This is a genomic window from Rhodococcus koreensis, assembly GCF_900105905.1.
Taxonomy (GTDB): Bacteria; Actinomycetota; Actinomycetes; order Mycobacteriales; family Mycobacteriaceae; genus Rhodococcus_F; species Rhodococcus_F koreensis.
The window spans coordinates 6,714,833-6,731,612 of the sequence record NZ_FNSV01000005.1; the positions used below are offsets into that span (position 1 = coordinate 6,714,833).

The following is a 16,780-nucleotide window of genomic DNA, read 5'->3' on the forward strand; positions in this document are numbered from 1 at the left end:
TGTTCGCCGCTGAATTCCCGCTCCGGTCAGGGCGCGAGCCCTGCGTTCTTCGCGTCTCTCGTGTTCATTGGTGAATATAAATCGGACAAACACGCCTTCCTATGTTCATGTCTTGACGATTCGTGGTTTCGTTGCCTACTGTGTTCCACACCACAACGACTGCGCACTTTGCGCAGGCCTCGGCCCGATCCGAGTCTCGATCACCCCTTGCTCACGAGGAGTCCCATGACTGAAAACGTCCTGTTGCCCGGCGCGGAATCGCCCGGCGACACCGCAGAGGGCACTTCGGTTCCCGTCCGGTTCGCGGTCGTCGCCGCACTCGGCGGCCTGCTGTTCGGCTACGACAGCGCAGTGATCAACGGCGCCGTGTCGGCGATCGAGGGCAAGTTCCAGGTCGAGTCCGCTCTCCTCGGCTTCGCGATCGCCTCGGCGCTGCTCGGTGCCGCGGCGGGAGCGATGCTGGCCGGGCGGATCGCCGACCGGTACGGACGCCTCGTCACGATGCGGGCCGCCGCGGTGATGTTCCTGCTGAGCGCCATCGGCACCGGATTCGCGGCCAACGTCGAGATGCTGGTGACGTTCAGGATCGTCGGCGGCATCGGTGTGGGTCTGGCCTCGGTCATCGCACCCGCCTACATCGCTGAGATCTCGCCCGCCCGGGTGCGTGGACGTCTCGGGTCGCTGCAGCAACTCGCGATCGTCACCGGCATCTTCGTCTCGCTCCTGGTCGACTACGCCCTCGCCGCGCTCGCCGGCGGGTCGCAGGAAGAACTGTGGTTCGGGCTCGAGGCGTGGCGGTGGATGTTCCTCGCGATGTGTGTGCCCGCGCTGGCCTACGGTCTGCTGTCACTGACGATTCCCGAATCCCCCCGCTACCTGATCGCTCAGGGGCGCATCGCCGAGGCCCGCGGCATCCTCGCGGTCCTGCTCGGCGAGAAGGGCCTCGACCTCAAGATCGAGAGCATCCGTTCGACGCTGGCCCGCGAGACGCAGCCGTCGATCCGCGACCTGAAGGGCTCCGCGTTCGGCCTGATGCCGATCGTGTGGATCGGTATCGGACTCTCCGTCTTCCAGCAGTTCGTCGGTATCAACGTGATCTTCTACTACTCGAGCGTCCTGTGGCAGGCCGTCGGCTTCGACGAGGGCAGTTCCCTGAAGATCACGGTCATCACGTCGGTGGTCAACATCGCCACCACACTCATCGCCATCGCCTACATCGACCGGGTGGGCCGCCGGCCGCTGCTCATCATCGGCTCCGCCGGCATGGCCGTCACGCTCGCGACCATGGCGTTCATCTTCGGAACCGCCTCCACCACGGTCGTGAACGGTGTCACGACGCCGCAGTTGACCGGGCTGCAGGGGCCGATCGCGCTCGTCGCCGCCAACCTGTTCGTGGTCGCGTTCGGAATGTCCTGGGGCCCGGTCGTGTGGGTCCTGCTCGGTGAGGCGTTCCCCAACCGCATCCGGGCCGCCGCGCTGTCGCTCGCCGCGGGTGCCCAGTGGGCGGCGAACTGGCTGATCACCGTGACGTTCCCGTCCATGAAGGACTTCTCGCTCGGAATCTCGTACGGCTTCTACGCCGTCTGCGCGGTGCTGTCGCTCGTTTTCGTGCTGCGCTGGGTCAAGGAGACGAAGGGCGTGGAACTCGAAGCCATGCACTCCGATTCGATCGTGTAGGCCTTTCCCGCCACGACGAAGACGCCCGCGAGGATCTCACTCGCGGGTGTCTTCGTCGTCCTTCATCTGCTCGACGGCCGTCGCGGATTCGCTCACGATCGCGCGCATGGCCGCCTCCGCCGCATCCGCGTCGCCCATCTGGATGGACGACGCCACCACGCCGTGCAGGCGGATCGCCTCGGTCTCCGCGACGTGCGGCATCAGCGAGTGCCGGGTGCGGCCCTCGAGCACCTCCACGACGATCTGCGACATCGCACGCAGCAGGGGATTGCCCGACGCGGTCAGCAGTGTGCGGTGAAAGTCGGAATCGTGGGCCAGGTACGCATCCGTGTCCGCCGCGCGGGACGTCGACGACATTCCGATGACGGCCGCCGTCAGCGCCCCGCACTGCTCCGGCGTCGCCCGGGTCGCCGCGAGACGCGCGGCGAGCGGTTCGATACCCGACCGCAGTTCGCTCAGGCTCGACAGCTGGTCGAACCGCTGCGGTCCGGCGAGTTTCCAGCGGATCACGCTCGGGTCCAGTGAATTCCAGTGCTCCTCGCTCAGCACGGTGATCCCGACGCGACGGCGGACCGCCAGAAGTCCGAGGGATTCGAGAACCCGAACCACCTCGCGGACGACGGTGCGGGAGACGGAGTACTGGGTGACCACGTCGTCGGCGGAAATGCGGGTGCCGGGTGCCAGGGCTCCGGCCACGATGTCGCCGCCGAGCCGATCGAGCACCGTTTCGTGCAATTGCCGGTACTCGGCGCCCTCTGCGTTGGTCATCCGCCGATGGTCCCACGGTTGCCCCCATTGAACACACGTTGGCGCGCTCTTCAGACTCTAAGTAGTACTTATTCGGATTTCACCTTGAAATCATATGGTTTATAAGGCAGAGTGACCTGAGTCACGAACAACGGCCATTCCAATACCGATCTCCCTGGAGCAACAGAATGAGTACCGCGTCACTACTCGCAGCGGCCGACAGCGCCGGCACCGACGCGCAGCTGATCACGGCCGCCGTCGTCGGCGTCGCCGCCATCATCGCGCTGATCACCTGGCTCAAACTCCACCCGTTCCTCGCACTGTCGATCGGCGCCGTCGGTGTCGGCATCGGCGCAGGTCTCGGCGCCACGGACTCGGTGAAATCGTTCGTCGAGGGCTTCGGCGCCACGATGGGGAGTGTCGGAATCCTGATCGGCTTCGGTGCCATGTTCGGCAAGCTGCTCGCCGATTCGGGTGGCGCCGACCGCGTCGTCGACACCCTCGTCGGGCGCGCCGGACCGCGGACGCTGCCCTGGATGATGGCACTGGTCGGCGCGGTGATCGGCCTGCCGATGTTCTTCGAGATCGGCCTCGTGCTGCTGATGCCGGTCATCATTCTCGTCGCGCGCCGTTCGGGGCTGTCGCTGATGCGCATCGCGATTCCCACCCTGGCAGGCCTGTCGGCGATGCACGGTCTCGTTCCGCCCCACCCCGGGCCGCTGGTCGCGGTGGCGGCGCTCAACGCGAACCTCGGACTCACCCTCGCGCTCGGCGTTGTCGTCGCGATTCCCACCGTCATCGTCGCCGGACCGCTGTTCAGCAAGCTGGCGGCCCGCTGGGTGGACGTCCCCGTCCCCGAGCTCTACGTGACCGTCGAAGACCGGGAAGGTGCCGAGGCCGCCGCCGAGCGTCGCCGCCCCAGCTTCGCGGCCACCCTCTCCGCCATCCTGCTCCCGGTCGTCCTGATGCTGGGCAAGGCCATTGCCGACGTCGTCGCCGCCGGCTCGGAGTCGCCCGCGAAGGCACTGCTCGACTTCCTCGGAACGCCGGTCGTGGCCCTCGGGCTCGCGGTGCTCGCCGGAATGCTGCTCCTCGGCCGGGGCGGTGGCATGGATCGCAACGCCATCGCGGCGTCGCTGGAGAGCTCGCTGCCGCCGATCGCCGGAATCCTCCTCATCGTCGGTGCGGGTGGCGGATTCAAGCAGGTCCTGATCGACACCGGCATCGCCGACGTGATCGCCGAAGCGATCAAGGGCAGCGCCCTCCCCGTCCTGTTCCTCGCCTGGCTCGTGGCCGTGCTGATCCGTGTCGCCACCGGATCGGCCACCGTCGCGACCGTCACCGCGTCCGGCATCCTCGCGCCCGTCGCTGCCGAGCTGACGTCCACGCACGTCTCGCTGATGGTGCTGGCGATCGGCTCCGGCTCGCTGTTCCTGTCGCACGTCAACGACGCGGGATTCTGGCTGGTGAAGGAATACCTCGGCGTCACGGTGGTACAGAACCTGAAGACGTGGACGGTGATGGAGTGCATCATCTCCGTCACCGGTCTGGCCGGTGTCCTCGCGCTGAGCGTGTTCATCTAAAGGGGGTCGAGAATGTCGAGTGAGGTTGGTGAGATGCACGTGAGTACGCGCGAACCGGTAGGACGCACGCCGCAGACCGCGGATCCCGTCCTGGTGCTGATGGGCGTGTCCGGGTCCGGGAAGTCGACGGTCGCGGGAATCATCGCCGGCGCGATGGGCTGGGACCTGCAGGAGGGCGACGCGCTGCATCCTCCGGCGAATGTCGCGAAGATGGCGTCGGGGCAGCCGCTGACCGACGAGGACCGCTGGCCGTGGCTCGATCTCGTCGCCGGGTGGATCCGGGACCACACCGACAACGGTCTTCCCGGGGTCATCACCTGCTCCGCGCTCAAGCGCAGCTACCGCGACGTCCTGCGCGGAGACAACGTCGTGTTCGTGCATCTCGCCGGGTCGCGGGCGCAGATCGGCGAACGGCTGACCGCCCGGCTCGACCACTTCATGCCCCCGTCGTTGCTGGACACGCAGATTTCGACGCTCGAGCCGATCGAGCCCGACGAGGACGCCATCGTGGTGGACGTGGGCGGATCGCCGACGCAGGTGGCGACCGAGATCATCGCTCGACTGGAGCAGCGGCTCGGCCGGTGAACTTCCGGTAATCGGACGGAAATTCAGTCGAAGTCGCTCGGTAACGGGCGGCTTCGACTTACCGTGGCGTGTGGTCTCGGGGGATATGGGTGTGTTTCTCCCCGGATCGCCCTAGGGTGTCCAGTTAGCTGGACAAGCGTCCGATACAACGGAGGGCAGTATGCGAACGCGTGAATCGATCGTGTGGCACTGGGATGTCAGTCGGCGGGCGCGCATGACGTTCTGGTTCGCCAGGGCTTTCGTCAAACCGCTGTTCACGATATGGCCGACGACGGACCGCGGCATCGAACTACTCGCGGCTCTCGACGAACTCATCGACCGGCTACCCAAGCCGAAGGGGCTCGACATCGAGGCGATCTCGCTCGGCGGGGTGCCGTGCGAGAAGATCACCCACCCGCGACCCACCGTCACCTCGATGGACGGCGCCACCATCCTCTACTTCCACGGCGGCGGATTCGTGTTCTGCGGGCTCGCCACCCACCGGGCGCTGTGCGGTCTGCTCGCCGCGCGTTCGGGTGCGCCCGTCGTCTCGGTCGAGTACCGGCAGCTTCCCAAGGGGGCGATCGGGGCGTCGCTGGTGGACGCCATGACCGCATACACCGAGATGCTGAAGGTCTGCGACGACCCCACCCGGGTGATCGTCGCGGGGGACTCGGCGGGCGGGTATCTCGCGATGAAGGTCGCCGAAGTCGCCGCGTTGCGGGGCATCACCCGGCCGGCGGCCGTCATCGGATACTCGCCGCTGCTCAACCTCGACCTCGAGGATCACGACCCCGATTTCATGAAGCGCGACGCGTACCTGCCGATGTCGCAGGTGGCCAAGCTGAAGGACCGCTGGCTGGCCGGGCCCGACCAGATTCCCGGTGCCCAGTCGCCCGTGAACGCGGATCCCGCATTGTTCCCGCCGGTCTTCCTCACCGCCGCCGAGTACGAGATCATGCGGCCCGACGTCGAGATCATCACCGACCGGTTCGATCGAGAGGGACGGCCGATCGAGACCCACATCTGGAGTGGACAGATCCACGCGTTCCCGGTGATCGGCAAGGTGCTGCGGGAAAGCCGCACGATCATCGGGCTCACGGTCGACTTCGCGTCCCGCGCACTCACGGAGTCGAAGCGGCACTCGGCCTGAACGGCAGAGCGGGTGGGCCTGTGCCCACCCGTTCTGCCGTCCGCGGACTATGCGGGGTTGAGCACCCTGCGCAGCAGCGGTGACACCGTGATCAGCAGTCCCAGCAGGGCGACACCCGTGACGAGCACGAGGCCGGAGTGGAACTGGTGGAACCCGGCGCCGCTGATGCCGGTGGCGGTGTGCGAGCCTGCGGTGACGAGCGCGGTGGTCAGCGCCAGCACGAGCGCGGCACCGACCTGTGCGGACGTCTGCACGAGCCCCGACGCCAACCCCTGCTCGGAGTCGTCGACACCCGACGTGGCCTGGGCCATGATCGACGTGAAGCCCAGCGCGAAACCGACGCCCAGCAGCACCACGCTCGGCAGGATCGCGATCGTGTAGTCGGGCTGATCGCTCCCGGCGAAGAGGAACCACAGGTAGCCGAGGCTCAGCGACGTGAGCGCCGCGATGATCATGCGGGCGGTGCCGAACGCGTCGATCAGACGGCCCACGAACGGCGACCCGAAGGCCACGATGATGCCCGCGGGGAGAAGACCCAGCGCCATCTCCAGCGGCGACCATCCGAGCACCGACTGCAGGAAGATCGTCATCATGAACTGGAAGCTCAGGTAGGAGCCGAACAGCGCGACGATGCTGAGGTTCGCCCGCACGATCGAGCCGACCCGCAGAATGCTCAGCCGCACGAGCGGGTGCGCGACCCGGTTCTCCACGACGAAGAACGACGCCAACAGGGCAGCGGCCAGTGCGAACGAGCCCAGCGTGAGCGGATCGGCCCAGCCGCGAGCCGGCGCCGACACGACGGTGTAGACGGCGAGCAGCATGCCCGACACCAGCGTGGCGGCTCCGACGATGTCGTGTCCGCCGGTGTCGGCGGCTCGGTCGCGGGGGATCAGGGCGGCGCCTGCGACCAGGGCGAGCACCGCGAACGGCACCGGCATCAGGAACGTCCAGCGCCACCCGGCGCTGGTCAGCAGCCCGCCCAGGATCAGTCCGGACGAATAGCCGCTGGCTCCGAAGACGGAGAAGATCGACAGCGCCCGGTTACGGGCGGGCCCCTCCTTGAACGTGGTGGTGAGGATCGACATCGCGGTCGGCGCGGTGAACGCGGCGGCGAGTCCCTTCACGAAGCGGCTCGCGATGAGCAGTGTGCCGTTGTCGACGAGTCCGCCGACCAGGGACGCGATCGCGAACACGGTCAGCGCGATCAGGAAGACGCGGCGGCGTCCGAGGAGATCGGCGGTGCGTCCGCCCAGCAGGAGCAGACCACCGAATCCGAGGACATATCCGTTGATGATCCATTGCAGCGAGGTGGTCGACAGCCCGAGTTCGGTTCCGATGGAGGGCAGCGCAACACCCACCATCGAGACGTCGAGACCGTCGAGAAACATCACGAGGCACAGCACGGCCAGGACGCCCCAGAGGCGGGGAGTCCAGGCCTGGTCGGTCGACGGGGCGGTGGTGGCGCCCGACGAGGTGGCGAGGTCCGGGGTGGCGTCGCTGATAGTCACAGGGAGAATGTAGATGCACGTGCAATCAATGCGCAAGCATTAATTTCGTTTGCATTTAATTCGCTTGCACGTTTTTCGTGCGCGCGCTAGGGTGCGGACCATGAGCTCAGAAGCGGACCTGCGCGGCACGTGGCGGCTGCTCGCGAGCCGATACAACTCGATCGCCTGCGAGTTGGATCGTGAGATGCAACACGCGCACGGCCTGAGCATGAGCGATTTCGAGACACTCGACCGACTGATGGACACCACCTGCGACCGGCCACGGATGCAGGACCTGGCGGCCGAGATGTACCTCAGCCCCAGTGCTCTGTCCCGGAGCGTGGCCCGACTGGAGAAGGCGGGCCTGGTCGCCAGAGCGCTGTGCGAGGCGGACCGGCGCGGCGTCTTCGTCGACGTCACCGACGCCGGCCGCGAGGTACACGCCGACGCCAAGAAGATTCAGCTGGGCGTACTCACCGAAAGGCTTTCGGAAGCAACCTGATTCGTCACGTCAACGAGGTGGGTGTCGCGTAGTCGTCGGACGGGAACTCGCCGTCGACGACGGCGGTCACCACCGTGTTCTCGAGCGTGATCGCCCCGCCGTGATTGTCCAGGAACGCGGTGTCCGCGGCGTCGCGCCCCGTCGCGATCCGCAGCAGTGCCGAACGCGGGGCCAGCCGGGTGGCGTCGACCACCCGCCACTCGGAATCGACGAACGCCTCGACGACGGCGTGGAAGTCCATCGGATCGCAGCCCGGCGCATACACCGCCGCCAGCCGCGCCGGGATGGTGACGGCCCGCAAGAGCGCGACCGTGAGGTGGGCGAAGTCACGGCACACCCCGGCCCCGGACAGCATCGTGTCGACGGCACTGTCGGTGGATCTGCTCGACCCCGCCTGGTACAGCAGCCGTGACCCCACCCACGTGGTGATGTCCTGCAGCAGTTCCGGGTGCGGCTTCGACAGGTTGAACTCCCCGCCGGTGAACCCGAAGAACTTGTCCGCCTCGGCATATCGGCTCGGGCGCAGGTACTTCGACAGGTCGTAGTCGGTGACGGGAGGAGAATCGGCCTTGCCCAGAACCGAAGCCGAGTACTCGACGTGCAGCGAGCCGCGTGGGCTGTCCAGCAGGTGGACGCGAGTTCCGTGCTCCGCCACCATCTCCCGTGCCTCGACCGGGTTACCGTCGAGGGTGAACGTCAGCGACTCCGACAGCTCCGAACCGGGGGTCCGGGCCACCGCGATCTTGAATTCGAGACTGGTGGGGTCGGTGACCTCGATGTCGAGAGTGGCGGTGACGTGACGTTTCATCAGCCCATCCTGGCATCCCGCGTCCGGGGGTGCAGAATCCCCGGCGGAGTCAGGCCCGAACGCGTGGCCGCAACCACTCGACGAGATCGTCGAGTACCTCCTCGTTCTCCGGTTCGTTGAACACCTCGTGGAACAGGTTTTCGTAGATCTCCACCGTGAGATCCTCCGAACCGGCGTACTCCGCGATGAGTTCCGTGCCGTGCACGCTCGCGAGCCCGTCGTCCCGCCCGTGCTGCAGCAGCAGGGGAACCTTCAACGACGGCAGGCGCTCCGGCAAATGTTCGGCAGCCAGAATCATTCCGCGCGCAATCCCCGCAGGCACCTTCCCGTGGTGGACGAGGGGATCCTCCTCGTAGGCCGCCACGACCGCCGGATCGCGGGACACCAGCTTCGCGTCGAGTGATTCGACGGGTACGCCGGGGAGGAAGCGGCCCACCAGCTTGCCGATCTCGACCACCACGCGCGGTGTCCCGCTCGTCACGTCGACCGCGGGTCCGGACAGCATGAGTGCCTTCAGGTCCTGCTGGTGGTCGAGGGCGTACGTCAGTGCGATGGAACCGCCCATGCTGTGCCCGAGGAGGAACCGGTCGGTGCCCGGCCAGTCCGTCGACGCGATGCCGAACAGCTGGTGCAGGTCGTCGGTGAATTCGCGCCAGTCCTTCAGATGGACCCGTTTGCCGCCCGACCGCCCGTGTCCGCGGTGGTCGGGCGCGTAGATCGCCAGATCGAGTTCGCCGAGTCGCTCGATCACGTGGTCGTAGCGCCGGGCGTGTTCGCCGAAGCCGTGGCACAGCACCAGCACGCCGCGCGGGCGCCGCTCGGGAAGCCACACGTCGTAGACGATGGGAATTCCGCCGACGCCGGCGAAGGACGATTCTCGATGCTGCATGATGCCCCTTCGTGGTCCGAATTCGACGACTCAGATCATTGCACGGTGAGGTACCCCGACAAGCGGAAAATTAGGGGATCGGTCCCTTCGACAACAGGTCGATCACGGCTCGGGAGGTGCGTCGCCGCAGCCATCCACGCGGCCCGTCCTCGCCGAGCGCGGCGCGGGCGGCGTTCAAGCCCGACACCCCGTGCACACCGCCGCCCGGGTGCGCCGAGGCGCTGCCCAGGTACAGGCGCTGAACCGGGGTTTCCGAGCGGGAGATGCCCGGCCCGGGCCGGAAGACCAGTTGCTGATGGAGTTGCGCCGTCCCCCCGTTGACGGCGCCGCCCACGAGATTCGCGTCGGCCGCCTCGAGATCCGACGGGCGCTGGACGACGCGCCCGACGACCCGATCCGCGAAACCGGGTGCGTGTGCCTCGAGGACGTCGTCGACCCGCGCCGCCAGCAGGTCGGCAGACGCGTTGTCGATGATGTCGCGCGGTAGATGCGTGTACGCCCAGGCGCTTTCGGTGCCCTCCGGTGACCTGCTGGGATCGGCGGTCGTCATCTGCCCGAACAGCAGGAACGGGCGGGCCGGGACGGTGCCGGTGGTCAGGTCGGCCATCCACCGGACGAGGCCGTTGTCGTCGGCGCCGAGGTGGACGGTCCCCGCACCGCTCAGGCTGGGCGAACGCCACGGAATCTTCTGTGACAAGGCGTAATTGACCTTCAGCACCGGCGTGTCCCACTCGAAATGGTCGAGATCGGCACGCACCCGGGCGGGGACGGCATGGTCCGGCAGCAGCGACCCGTACAGCGCGGGCGCCGAGACGTCGGCGATCACCGCCCGGCGTGCCGTGTAGCGGGCACCCGACGCCGTCCGCACGCCGACGGCGCGACCGGACCGAACCTCGATCCCAGTCACCGCGTCGCCGTAGTGGAAATGCGCGCCCGCGTGCTCGGCCCGGCGTACCATCGCGGCCGACAACTCGCCCGCGCCGCCCACCGGGACGGGGTACCCACCGTCCTGGGCGAGCATCGTCAGGATGTACCCCATGACGCCGCTGCCCGGTGCGTCCGGAGGGGTGTCGGCGTGCATCGCGTTGCCCAGCAACAGCAGTCGTGCCGCCTCGTCGCGGAACAGTTCGTGCGCCATCCGCCGCGCAGGAAGGAGGAGGAATCGCGCCACCCTCAGCGACTCGGCGGTGCCAAGCCGGCGCAGCAGGGCGCTCGGGCCCCGCACGGGAGGGAACGGGCTGAACAGGATGCTCAGCAGCGGTTCCTTGATGTGGTGCCACTGCTCGACCAGCGCCGTCCACGCGACGCCGTCGCCGGGTTGCCTGCGTTCGAGGTCGGCGGCCGTGTCGGCCGGGTCGGGATGAATCACCGGCGCGTCCTCGTCTGCAGCGGAGCGGGCGTGCCCGACCGCGCGGGGCGCGTGACTCCAGCGCAACCCGTGCGACTCGAGGTCCAGCCCGCGCAGCGCGGGGGACACGGTCGACAGGGGATAGAACGCGCTGAACAGGTCCGACGTGAAGCCTGGGACGAGTTCGGCCGACCTCACCGCGCCGCCGGGCGTCGGCTGCGCCTCCACGACCGCGACGTCCCAGCCTGCATCGGCGAGAGTCGCGGCCGCGACGAGCCCGTTGGGACCGGATCCGATGACCACTGCGTCGACGTTGCTCACCCGACCAGGCTGTCAGAAAAGTCAGCGCTCCGCTCGATGCTCAAAGGGACGACGGCGTGAACGTCACCGGCAGATGCTTCAGTCCGTTGATGAAGTTGGAGCGCAGCCGCTGGGCAGGCGCCGTCTGCTCCATGTCGGGCATCCGACGCAGAATCTCACTCAGCATCACCTTCATCTCGGCGCGAGCGAGGTTGGCGCCGAGACAGAAATGGTGACCGCCGCCGCCGAACGCGATGTGCTGCGAGTAGTGGCCGGTGGGACGGTCGATGTCGAACGTGTACGGATCGTCGAACACCGCCTCGTCACGGTTCCCCGACATGTGCCAGATGACCACCCGCTCGCCCTCGGAGATCTCGACGTCGTGCAGCACAGTGTCCCTGGTCGCGGTCCGGCGGAACTGCATGACCGGTGTGGCCCACCGCAACCCCTCCTCGATCAGGGCGTCGAGCTTCGACGGATCCTCGAGCACCTTCCGGCGCTCCTCGGGATGCTCCATCAGCGCCAGCTGGGTGTGCGAGATGGCGTTGCGGGTGGTCTCGTTTCCCGCGACCGCGAGCAGCATGAAGAACATGTTGAAATCGAGTTCGCCGAGCTTCTCGCCGTGGACGTCGGCCTGGATGAGAGCTGTCGCAATGTCGTCGCGCGGGTGCCGCTTGCGGTCCTCGAACATCTCGAGGCTGTAGGCGAACATCTGTCCGGCCGCCGCGCGTTCCTGACCTTCCTCGAGGTGGAATTCGGGATCGGACGAGCCGATCATCTGATTCGTCAGGTCGAAGATGAGCTTGCGGTCCTCCTGGGGCACGCCGAGGAAGTCGGCGATCGCCTGCAACGGCAGTTCGGACGCGACGTCGACGACGAAGTCGCACTCGCCACGCTCGATCACCGCGTCGACGATGCTCGTGGCGCGCTGCGCGAGAATGTCGTGCAGCTGGCCGATGCGGCGGGGCGTGAAGCCCTTGCTGACAATCTTCCGCAGCGCCGTGTGGTCCGGTGGGTCCATGTTCAGCATCATCAACTGCTGGCCCGCCAGGTCGTCGGGGGCAAGGTCGTCGATGTAGGTGGCGCCCCGCCACGACGAATACGTCTCGGCGTCCCGGTTCACGGTCACGATGTCCGCATGCCGGGTGACGCACCAGAAGGGGTCGCCGCGCTCGTCGAGGTGCCGGTAGACCGGAGCCTCGCGCCGCAACGTGGCGAACATCTCGTGGGGCACGCCCTGCACGAAGGTGTCCGGGTTGTAGAGATCGACGTCGGCGAGCTTCACGGTCCCTCCTGAGGCCTCACGTACGAGAATACGTTCTAGTCCTGGAGGATGTGGGGACAACGAAAACGGCCCCGGAGAATTGAATCTCCGGAGCCGTTTCCACTTGGTAGCGGGGACAGGATTTGAACCTGCGACCTCTGGGTTATGAGCCCAGCGAGCTACCGAGCTGCTCCACCCCGCGTTGCATTGACAACACTACACCCTTCCCGGAGTGCTCTTGACCAACCCCGGGGAGGGCTAGGTCACATCAACCGGAACTGGACCATTTCGATGGCGTTCTCGATCGCCTCGGAAACCTCCCGCAAGCGCTCGTCCGCGCCGGCCGCAGCGAGAATCTGCAGGCGGTCGGCGTCGCCCATCGGAATGTACGTGGCGATCTCGTACAGCCTCGTGCCGAGGGACCCGCGGAACCCGCCGATGACCGGAACGTCGGGCGGGACGTTCCCGGTCTCCGTCGCGAGACGTCGGAGGAGGCCGTACAGGAATTCGAGTCTCTCGATCAGCGACGGGAATTCGTAATCCGCCGTCTGGGTGCCGGAGTTCTCGTCCGGCCACACATCCACCTCGGCGATCGGATACGGGTTGTCCGGCAACCACTTCGACACCTTGATGCGTTCCTCGGTGCGGCAGAACAACTCGTACCGGCCGTCGCCGATCGACGCGTGGGATTCGATCCGCGCGATCGTGCCCACGTCGTGGCGCACGTCGCCGCCACCCACCTCGTTGCCGCGAGCAATGAGCACGACCCCGAATCGCGGACCGTCCGGTGCGTCCAGGCAGTCGCGGACCAGTTCCTGATAGCGGGGTTCGAAGACGTGGAGGGGGAGCTGCTGACCGGGCAGCATCGTCGAGCCCAGCGGGAACATGGGGAGCAGAGTCATCAGGGGATTCTCAATCGGGGTACGGGCGTCGCCGGCAACGGGTCGACGCGATCGATCTCGTCCGTCAGGTGTTCCGACCACGTCAGGAGGCCGGCGATGTCGAGGCCGTGTGGCGCCTCCACCTCGTAATGCCGGATCCGGTCGTGGCCCTGGCGCAGCAGCGACCGCGCACCGGTCTTGTTGCCCCGCATCAGGTGGGTGAGACCCACAGCGAGCTGCGCGAGCCCCTGCCACAGTTCCCGCTCGTCCTCGGGTGCGATCTTCCACGTGCCTTCGAGGATTTCGTGGGCGTGGAACGGCATGCCGTGGTCGAGTAGCCGCTGAGCCTCGGTGATCGCCTCGTCGGGCGGTAACCGCAGGTCGTCGGGGATGCGCGGCACACCCTCGGCGTCGTGAGGCAGGGGCCGGCCAAGCTCGTCGCGGGGGCGTGCGTTGAGCGGCTTCCCCGTCCCGTCCCTGTCCCGATCGGTCATGGGACAAGGGTAACGCTCAGCCGCGGGTCGGCGAAGGGTTGGCAAGGGCCGCAGACACGCGTTTCGACAACTCGTCGCGAACCACCCGGACCGTCGCCGACCGCAGGTGAACACGGTCGTCCTGGTGATAGAGGTACCGGCCGTCCTGTTCCACGTCGATCCAGGTCAGTTCACCCAGAACGGGCTCGTCGAGTCCGCTGCGCGCACCACGGATGCAGATGTAACCGATCCCGGTTCGCGGTCGGCCGACGATCCGTCGCAGCAGAGTGCCGTCGGAGGCCCGGGCGTTCTGCAGGACGGACGTCGTGGCGCTTCGGCTCTGAATGTCGTCGGGGTGCGCGGTCAGCGACGGGGTTCGTCCGGGAGCGCAGTCGGGCAAGTCGTCCAGGAGTCGGGCGACGAACCCGTCGACGCTCTCCACGCCCGCGTCGATCCGGATGTCGCCGCGTCCCGGTTCGCCGCGGAGCTGTTCGGCGACGACGGCGACCCGGCCCCGGATGCTGCCCCTCCGCCGGATCCCGGAGTCGAGTTCGGGGGAGGGGGCGAGCACCGTGACGGACACTTGCGGGTTCCGGAGCACCTGGATCGCCGCGACCAGTTTCGGTTCGTCGAGCGCGGACCGCCACTGCTCCAGTTCGCGTTGCTGGATCGCGTACTGGTCTTCCGTTGCCGCGGCGGACCGGTACTTCAGCGGGTACGGCATCCAGTCGAGATCGGTTGCCTCCCAAAGGCACATGAATTGAGCTGACGTCAGCCGCCAGTTCATGCGCCGATCACCGGCGGTGCGACGGGGTCGAGTTTACCGATCAGGTCGTTGCCGTTGTCGACGGTGATGAGGTAGCTCGGCGTCTGATGCTCCGTGTCGCCCTCGCCGTTTCCGCCTGCCCGGCCGGGCGCACCCATCATGCCGGGTGCCATACCCATCCCGGGGCGACTCATGCTCGGTTTCACCGGCGTCGCCGCCGCGGCAGCGGCCGCCGCCCCTGCACCCGCCGCCGCACCACCCGACGGGATCGGGCCACCCGGAACCACAGCGCCCGAGTTGGACTCGGACTCGCGTTTGTCGTTCTTCCGGCGCGTGCTCGACGCCGAACCCCCGACACCCGATCCGCCGGCACCGGATGCACCGGCGCCCGATCCGCCGGCGATTCCGCCATAACCCGCTCCGCCCGCGCCGTTGCCCGACTGCGAACCTGCACCAGCAGCGTTCTGCGCATTCGCAGCCGCAGTCTGTGCGGCCGAACCGGATCCGGCACCGGCGCCCTGATTGGCAGCAGCCTCGGCATTCGCTGCAGACGTGGTCGCGGCATCATCCTCCGCGGAACCCTCGGCCCCAGGGGTCTCACCATTCACAGACGCATCGCCATCGCTCGGCGCGGAGAAGGTACTGCTGTCGGATGTGTTCCACGGATTTGAACCCTGTGGCACCGTTCCGTACGAACTCGGCATGCCGCCGGAGCCGGAACCGTCGCCAGATGGCGTGTAGGGCTCCGGTAACTGCGGGACATTCGTGCCGACGTCCCGGTAGTTCGGCACGTAGATCGCCTCCAACCTCCGAACCGCCTCGAGACGTGCGGCTTCCCTCTCAGTCTCGGACCTTTCGGCCGCAAGCGGGCTCAGCGGGAGTTGAGACAGGACACCTTCGGCACTGGCCGGCTGAGGCACAGAGGCTTTCACATCCGCAGCCGCACTGCTCAGGATGTCGAGCTTGACGGCAATTGCCGCGATGCTCGATGTCAGTTGACCGCTCGTTGCAGCGAGTTTCTCGGTAGCTTGCGCCGCGGCATCCGCCGCCGCACCCTCCCAGCGTTCGGAGATGGTATTTCGGAGGATCGCGAACCCGAACGCTAAAGGGAGCGCATTCGAGATGCTGTGACAGGCCTGGGCGAGTTGACTGATGGCGTCGGGAACCATGGTCTGCGCCTTTGCGTACATTTCTTCGTGATCCATACCGTGGAAGCTCTCCATGGTGCGGATGTACGGTTCGTCTGTTCCTGATCCTGCGGTCAGCTTGTCCGCCGAGTTCTGTAAGCCCGTGCGGCGTTGCTCGCCTGCTCCATTCGGATTTATCGAGTCGAGGATCGTGGACACAACATCATTGGGCGGCACGGCTTAGCCCTCCTTCGGAATGTAGCGTTCGAAGATCCGGGCGATGTCCTCCAAGCCTGCGCACCATTCAGATTCGGGAGCGGGCCCAGCGTGGTCGGGGAAGATGCTTCGAGTTAATCCGAACATGCCGTATGAAGTTTCCATGCTGAGATCGCACGAATTTCTGACTTCAGGATTGAACTTCAGAAGCGCTCGACGACCGTTAATCTCGATCGGTGTGGCATGGTCCTTGGATTTTTCTTGCTCTTCAGCCCAGCTGATATTCCCTGACAACGCATTCATCCCGTAAAGGTCGTCGACGGAATCGTACGAACAGCCTAGGAAGGTATAGCTCCCCGCAGGGAAGTCGGCGTTCTTTTCACTGCTCGCGTCGTACCCTGCCTTCAACAGGGCTTCGTCGGGAATGTCGAGGCACGGATCGAAGGCAACCTGAGGGCGAGTCGATTGGTCGACGTGGCGTGGAATTCGGGTGGATGACGTGTGGGGATCTGTTTCTGTCGTCGCGGACGCCGTGCACCCAACCAGAGCTATGGCGGTCGATGTAATGCCGATCCACAAAAGAGGCTGCCTCATGCTGGTGTGTCCTCCTGAATGGCGCCGAGGGCTTCTCGGATTGCGCTGTCGGCGTCCCCGAAGGCTTGACCACCGGCCGCGAATGTGTCGCGCATCAGAATGATTGCGTCGCGAAATTGACTAAGCCGTTGGTGCACCGACCCAGCGTCGCCTGTGAACTTCGATTGATAGCCATTCTGCAGCTCTTGCGCGGAGGTGAATCCGCCGAACCCGGTGACCATGCGAAGGCTGTCCGCTTCCTTTATCGCATCTCTCACTTGCTCCAGCATCGTGTTGCACACGCCGACACACTTCTCGATGGCGTCATCTTCCAGACGCAGTGTTTTGCTCATTCCCATCCCCCCAGTGCTCGACAGGACCCCCTCGGCCGCGTGCGGAGATGCTACCGCACGGGTGTGTCA

At 66.6% G+C, this 16,780-nt stretch carries 17 protein-coding genes and 1 tRNA gene; 5 read left to right on the forward strand and 13 right to left on the reverse strand.

The features are described 5' to 3' along the window. Nucleotides 1–225 precede the first annotated feature (225 nt). Nucleotides 226–1,677, forward strand: a complete 1,452-nt coding sequence (locus BLV94_RS35050; RefSeq protein WP_072947662.1) for a sugar porter family MFS transporter — start codon at nucleotides 226–228, stop codon at nucleotides 1,675–1,677. 36 nt (nucleotides 1,678–1,713) lie between these two features. Here BLV94_RS35050 and BLV94_RS35055 read toward each other — a convergent pair whose 3' ends face one another. Further along, nucleotides 1,714–2,445, reverse strand: coding sequence for a FadR/GntR family transcriptional regulator (locus tag BLV94_RS35055; protein WP_072947664.1), 732 nt, complete (start codon nucleotides 2,443–2,445; stop codon nucleotides 1,714–1,716). Between the two features lie 167 nt (nucleotides 2,446–2,612). Here BLV94_RS35055 and BLV94_RS35060 point away from each other — a divergent pair, with 167 nt between their 5' ends. From BLV94_RS35060 to BLV94_RS35070, 3 genes are all read left to right on the forward strand, one after another. Continuing rightward, on the forward strand, nucleotides 2,613–4,007 hold the full coding sequence (locus BLV94_RS35060) for a GntP family permease (RefSeq protein ID WP_072947666.1): 1,395 nt from the start codon (nucleotides 2,613–2,615) through the stop codon (nucleotides 4,005–4,007). A gap of 33 nt (nucleotides 4,008–4,040) precedes the next feature. Continuing rightward, nucleotides 4,041–4,592, forward strand: a complete 552-nt coding sequence (locus BLV94_RS35065; protein WP_072947669.1) for a gluconokinase — start codon at nucleotides 4,041–4,043, stop codon at nucleotides 4,590–4,592. Nucleotides 4,593–4,752: 160 nt separating this feature from the next. Continuing rightward, nucleotides 4,753–5,724: an alpha/beta hydrolase gene (locus BLV94_RS35070; RefSeq protein ID WP_072947671.1), complete on the forward strand. Its 972-nt coding sequence runs from the start codon at nucleotides 4,753–4,755 to the stop codon at nucleotides 5,722–5,724. A gap of 47 nt (nucleotides 5,725–5,771) precedes the next feature. On the opposite strand, the gene BLV94_RS35075 is transcribed toward BLV94_RS35070, so the two are convergent. Beyond that, entirely contained in the window at nucleotides 5,772–7,268 is a 1,497-nt protein-coding gene (locus tag BLV94_RS35075) for an MFS transporter (RefSeq protein ID WP_072947673.1), read from the reverse strand. Nucleotides 7,269–7,332: 64 nt separating this feature from the next. Between BLV94_RS35075 and BLV94_RS35080 the strand changes: the two genes are divergently transcribed. Then, on the forward strand, nucleotides 7,333–7,713 hold the full coding sequence (locus BLV94_RS35080; RefSeq protein ID WP_072947675.1) for a MarR family winged helix-turn-helix transcriptional regulator: 381 nt from the start codon (nucleotides 7,333–7,335) through the stop codon (nucleotides 7,711–7,713). 4 nt (nucleotides 7,714–7,717) lie between these two features. On the opposite strand, the gene BLV94_RS35085 is transcribed toward BLV94_RS35080, so the two are convergent. The 11 genes from BLV94_RS35085 to BLV94_RS35135 all read right to left on the reverse strand — a co-directional run bounded on the left by BLV94_RS35085 (nucleotide 7,718) and on the right by BLV94_RS35135 (nucleotide 16,717). Next, nucleotides 7,718–8,521, reverse strand: a complete 804-nt coding sequence (locus BLV94_RS35085) for a transglutaminase-like domain-containing protein (RefSeq protein ID WP_072947678.1) — start codon at nucleotides 8,519–8,521, stop codon at nucleotides 7,718–7,720. Nucleotides 8,522–8,570: 49 nt separating this feature from the next. Further along, complete coding sequence (locus BLV94_RS35090; protein ID WP_072947680.1) at nucleotides 8,571–9,410, reverse strand: alpha/beta hydrolase; 840 nt, start codon at nucleotides 9,408–9,410, stop codon at nucleotides 8,571–8,573. Nucleotides 9,411–9,480: 70 nt separating this feature from the next. Beyond that, a complete protein-coding gene (locus BLV94_RS35095; RefSeq protein ID WP_072947683.1) occupies nucleotides 9,481–11,079 on the reverse strand; it encodes a phytoene desaturase family protein in 1,599 nt (532 codons plus the stop codon). 40 nt (nucleotides 11,080–11,119) lie between these two features. Continuing rightward, the gene (locus BLV94_RS35100; protein WP_072947686.1) at nucleotides 11,120–12,343 is read right to left on the reverse strand and encodes a cytochrome P450; all 1,224 of its coding nucleotides are present in this window, start codon (nucleotides 12,341–12,343) and stop codon (nucleotides 11,120–11,122) included. A gap of 104 nt (nucleotides 12,344–12,447) precedes the next feature. Next, a tRNA-Met gene (locus tag BLV94_RS35105) sits at nucleotides 12,448–12,524 on the reverse strand. 61 nt (nucleotides 12,525–12,585) lie between these two features. Continuing rightward, nucleotides 12,586–13,224, reverse strand: a complete 639-nt coding sequence (locus tag BLV94_RS35110; RefSeq protein ID WP_072947689.1) for an LON peptidase substrate-binding domain-containing protein — start codon at nucleotides 13,222–13,224, stop codon at nucleotides 12,586–12,588. Beyond that, nucleotides 13,224–13,697, reverse strand: a complete 474-nt coding sequence (locus tag BLV94_RS35115) for a DUF309 domain-containing protein (RefSeq protein ID WP_007297214.1) — start codon at nucleotides 13,695–13,697, stop codon at nucleotides 13,224–13,226. Before BLV94_RS35115 ends, BLV94_RS35110 begins: the two co-directional genes overlap by 1 nt. Before the next feature lie 16 nt (nucleotides 13,698–13,713). Further along, a complete protein-coding gene (locus BLV94_RS35120) occupies nucleotides 13,714–14,463 on the reverse strand; it encodes an ESX secretion-associated protein EspG (protein ID WP_072947692.1) in 750 nt (249 codons plus the stop codon). Next, a complete protein-coding gene (locus BLV94_RS35125; protein WP_072947695.1) occupies nucleotides 14,460–15,806 on the reverse strand; it encodes a hypothetical protein in 1,347 nt (448 codons plus the stop codon). The genes BLV94_RS35120 and BLV94_RS35125 overlap by 4 nt, the downstream gene beginning before the upstream one ends. 3 nt (nucleotides 15,807–15,809) lie before the next feature. Continuing rightward, complete coding sequence (locus tag BLV94_RS35130) at nucleotides 15,810–16,379, reverse strand: DUF3558 domain-containing protein (RefSeq protein WP_072947698.1); 570 nt, start codon at nucleotides 16,377–16,379, stop codon at nucleotides 15,810–15,812. Then, entirely contained in the window at nucleotides 16,376–16,717 is a 342-nt protein-coding gene (locus tag BLV94_RS35135) for a hypothetical protein (RefSeq protein ID WP_072947700.1), read from the reverse strand. The genes BLV94_RS35130 and BLV94_RS35135 overlap by 4 nt, the downstream gene beginning before the upstream one ends. Between the last annotated feature and the right edge of the window lie 63 nt (nucleotides 16,718–16,780).

Bases quoted from the DNA above. Each gene is read 5' to 3' on its own strand.
- BLV94_RS35135 (WP_072947700.1), bottom strand. From the start codon at position 16,717: ATGGGAATGAGCAAAACACTGCGTCTGGAAGATGACGCCATCGAGAAG.
- BLV94_RS35055 (WP_072947664.1), bottom strand. From the start codon at position 2,445: ATGACCAACGCAGAGGGCGCCGAGTACCGGCAATTGCACGAAACGGTG.
- BLV94_RS35060 (WP_072947666.1), top strand. From the start codon at position 2,613: ATGAGTACCGCGTCACTACTCGCAGCGGCCGACAGCGCCGGCACCGAC.
- BLV94_RS35115 (WP_007297214.1), bottom strand. From the start codon at position 13,697: ATGACCGATCGGGACAGGGACGGGACGGGGAAGCCGCTCAACGCACGC.
- BLV94_RS35065 (WP_072947669.1), top strand. From the start codon at position 4,041: ATGCACGTGAGTACGCGCGAACCGGTAGGACGCACGCCGCAGACCGCG.
- BLV94_RS35080 (WP_072947675.1), top strand. From the start codon at position 7,333: ATGAGCTCAGAAGCGGACCTGCGCGGCACGTGGCGGCTGCTCGCGAGC.
- BLV94_RS35050 (WP_072947662.1), top strand. From the start codon at position 226: ATGACTGAAAACGTCCTGTTGCCCGGCGCGGAATCGCCCGGCGACACC.
- BLV94_RS35110 (WP_072947689.1), bottom strand. From the start codon at position 13,224: ATGACTCTGCTCCCCATGTTCCCGCTGGGCTCGACGATGCTGCCCGGT.
- BLV94_RS35130 (WP_072947698.1), bottom strand. From the start codon at position 16,379: ATGAGGCAGCCTCTTTTGTGGATCGGCATTACATCGACCGCCATAGCT.
- BLV94_RS35090 (WP_072947680.1), bottom strand. From the start codon at position 9,410: ATGCAGCATCGAGAATCGTCCTTCGCCGGCGTCGGCGGAATTCCCATC.
- BLV94_RS35070 (WP_072947671.1), top strand. From the start codon at position 4,753: ATGCGAACGCGTGAATCGATCGTGTGGCACTGGGATGTCAGTCGGCGG.
- BLV94_RS35120 (WP_072947692.1), bottom strand. From the start codon at position 14,463: ATGAACTGGCGGCTGACGTCAGCTCAATTCATGTGCCTTTGGGAGGCA.
- BLV94_RS35085 (WP_072947678.1), bottom strand. From the start codon at position 8,521: ATGAAACGTCACGTCACCGCCACTCTCGACATCGAGGTCACCGACCCC.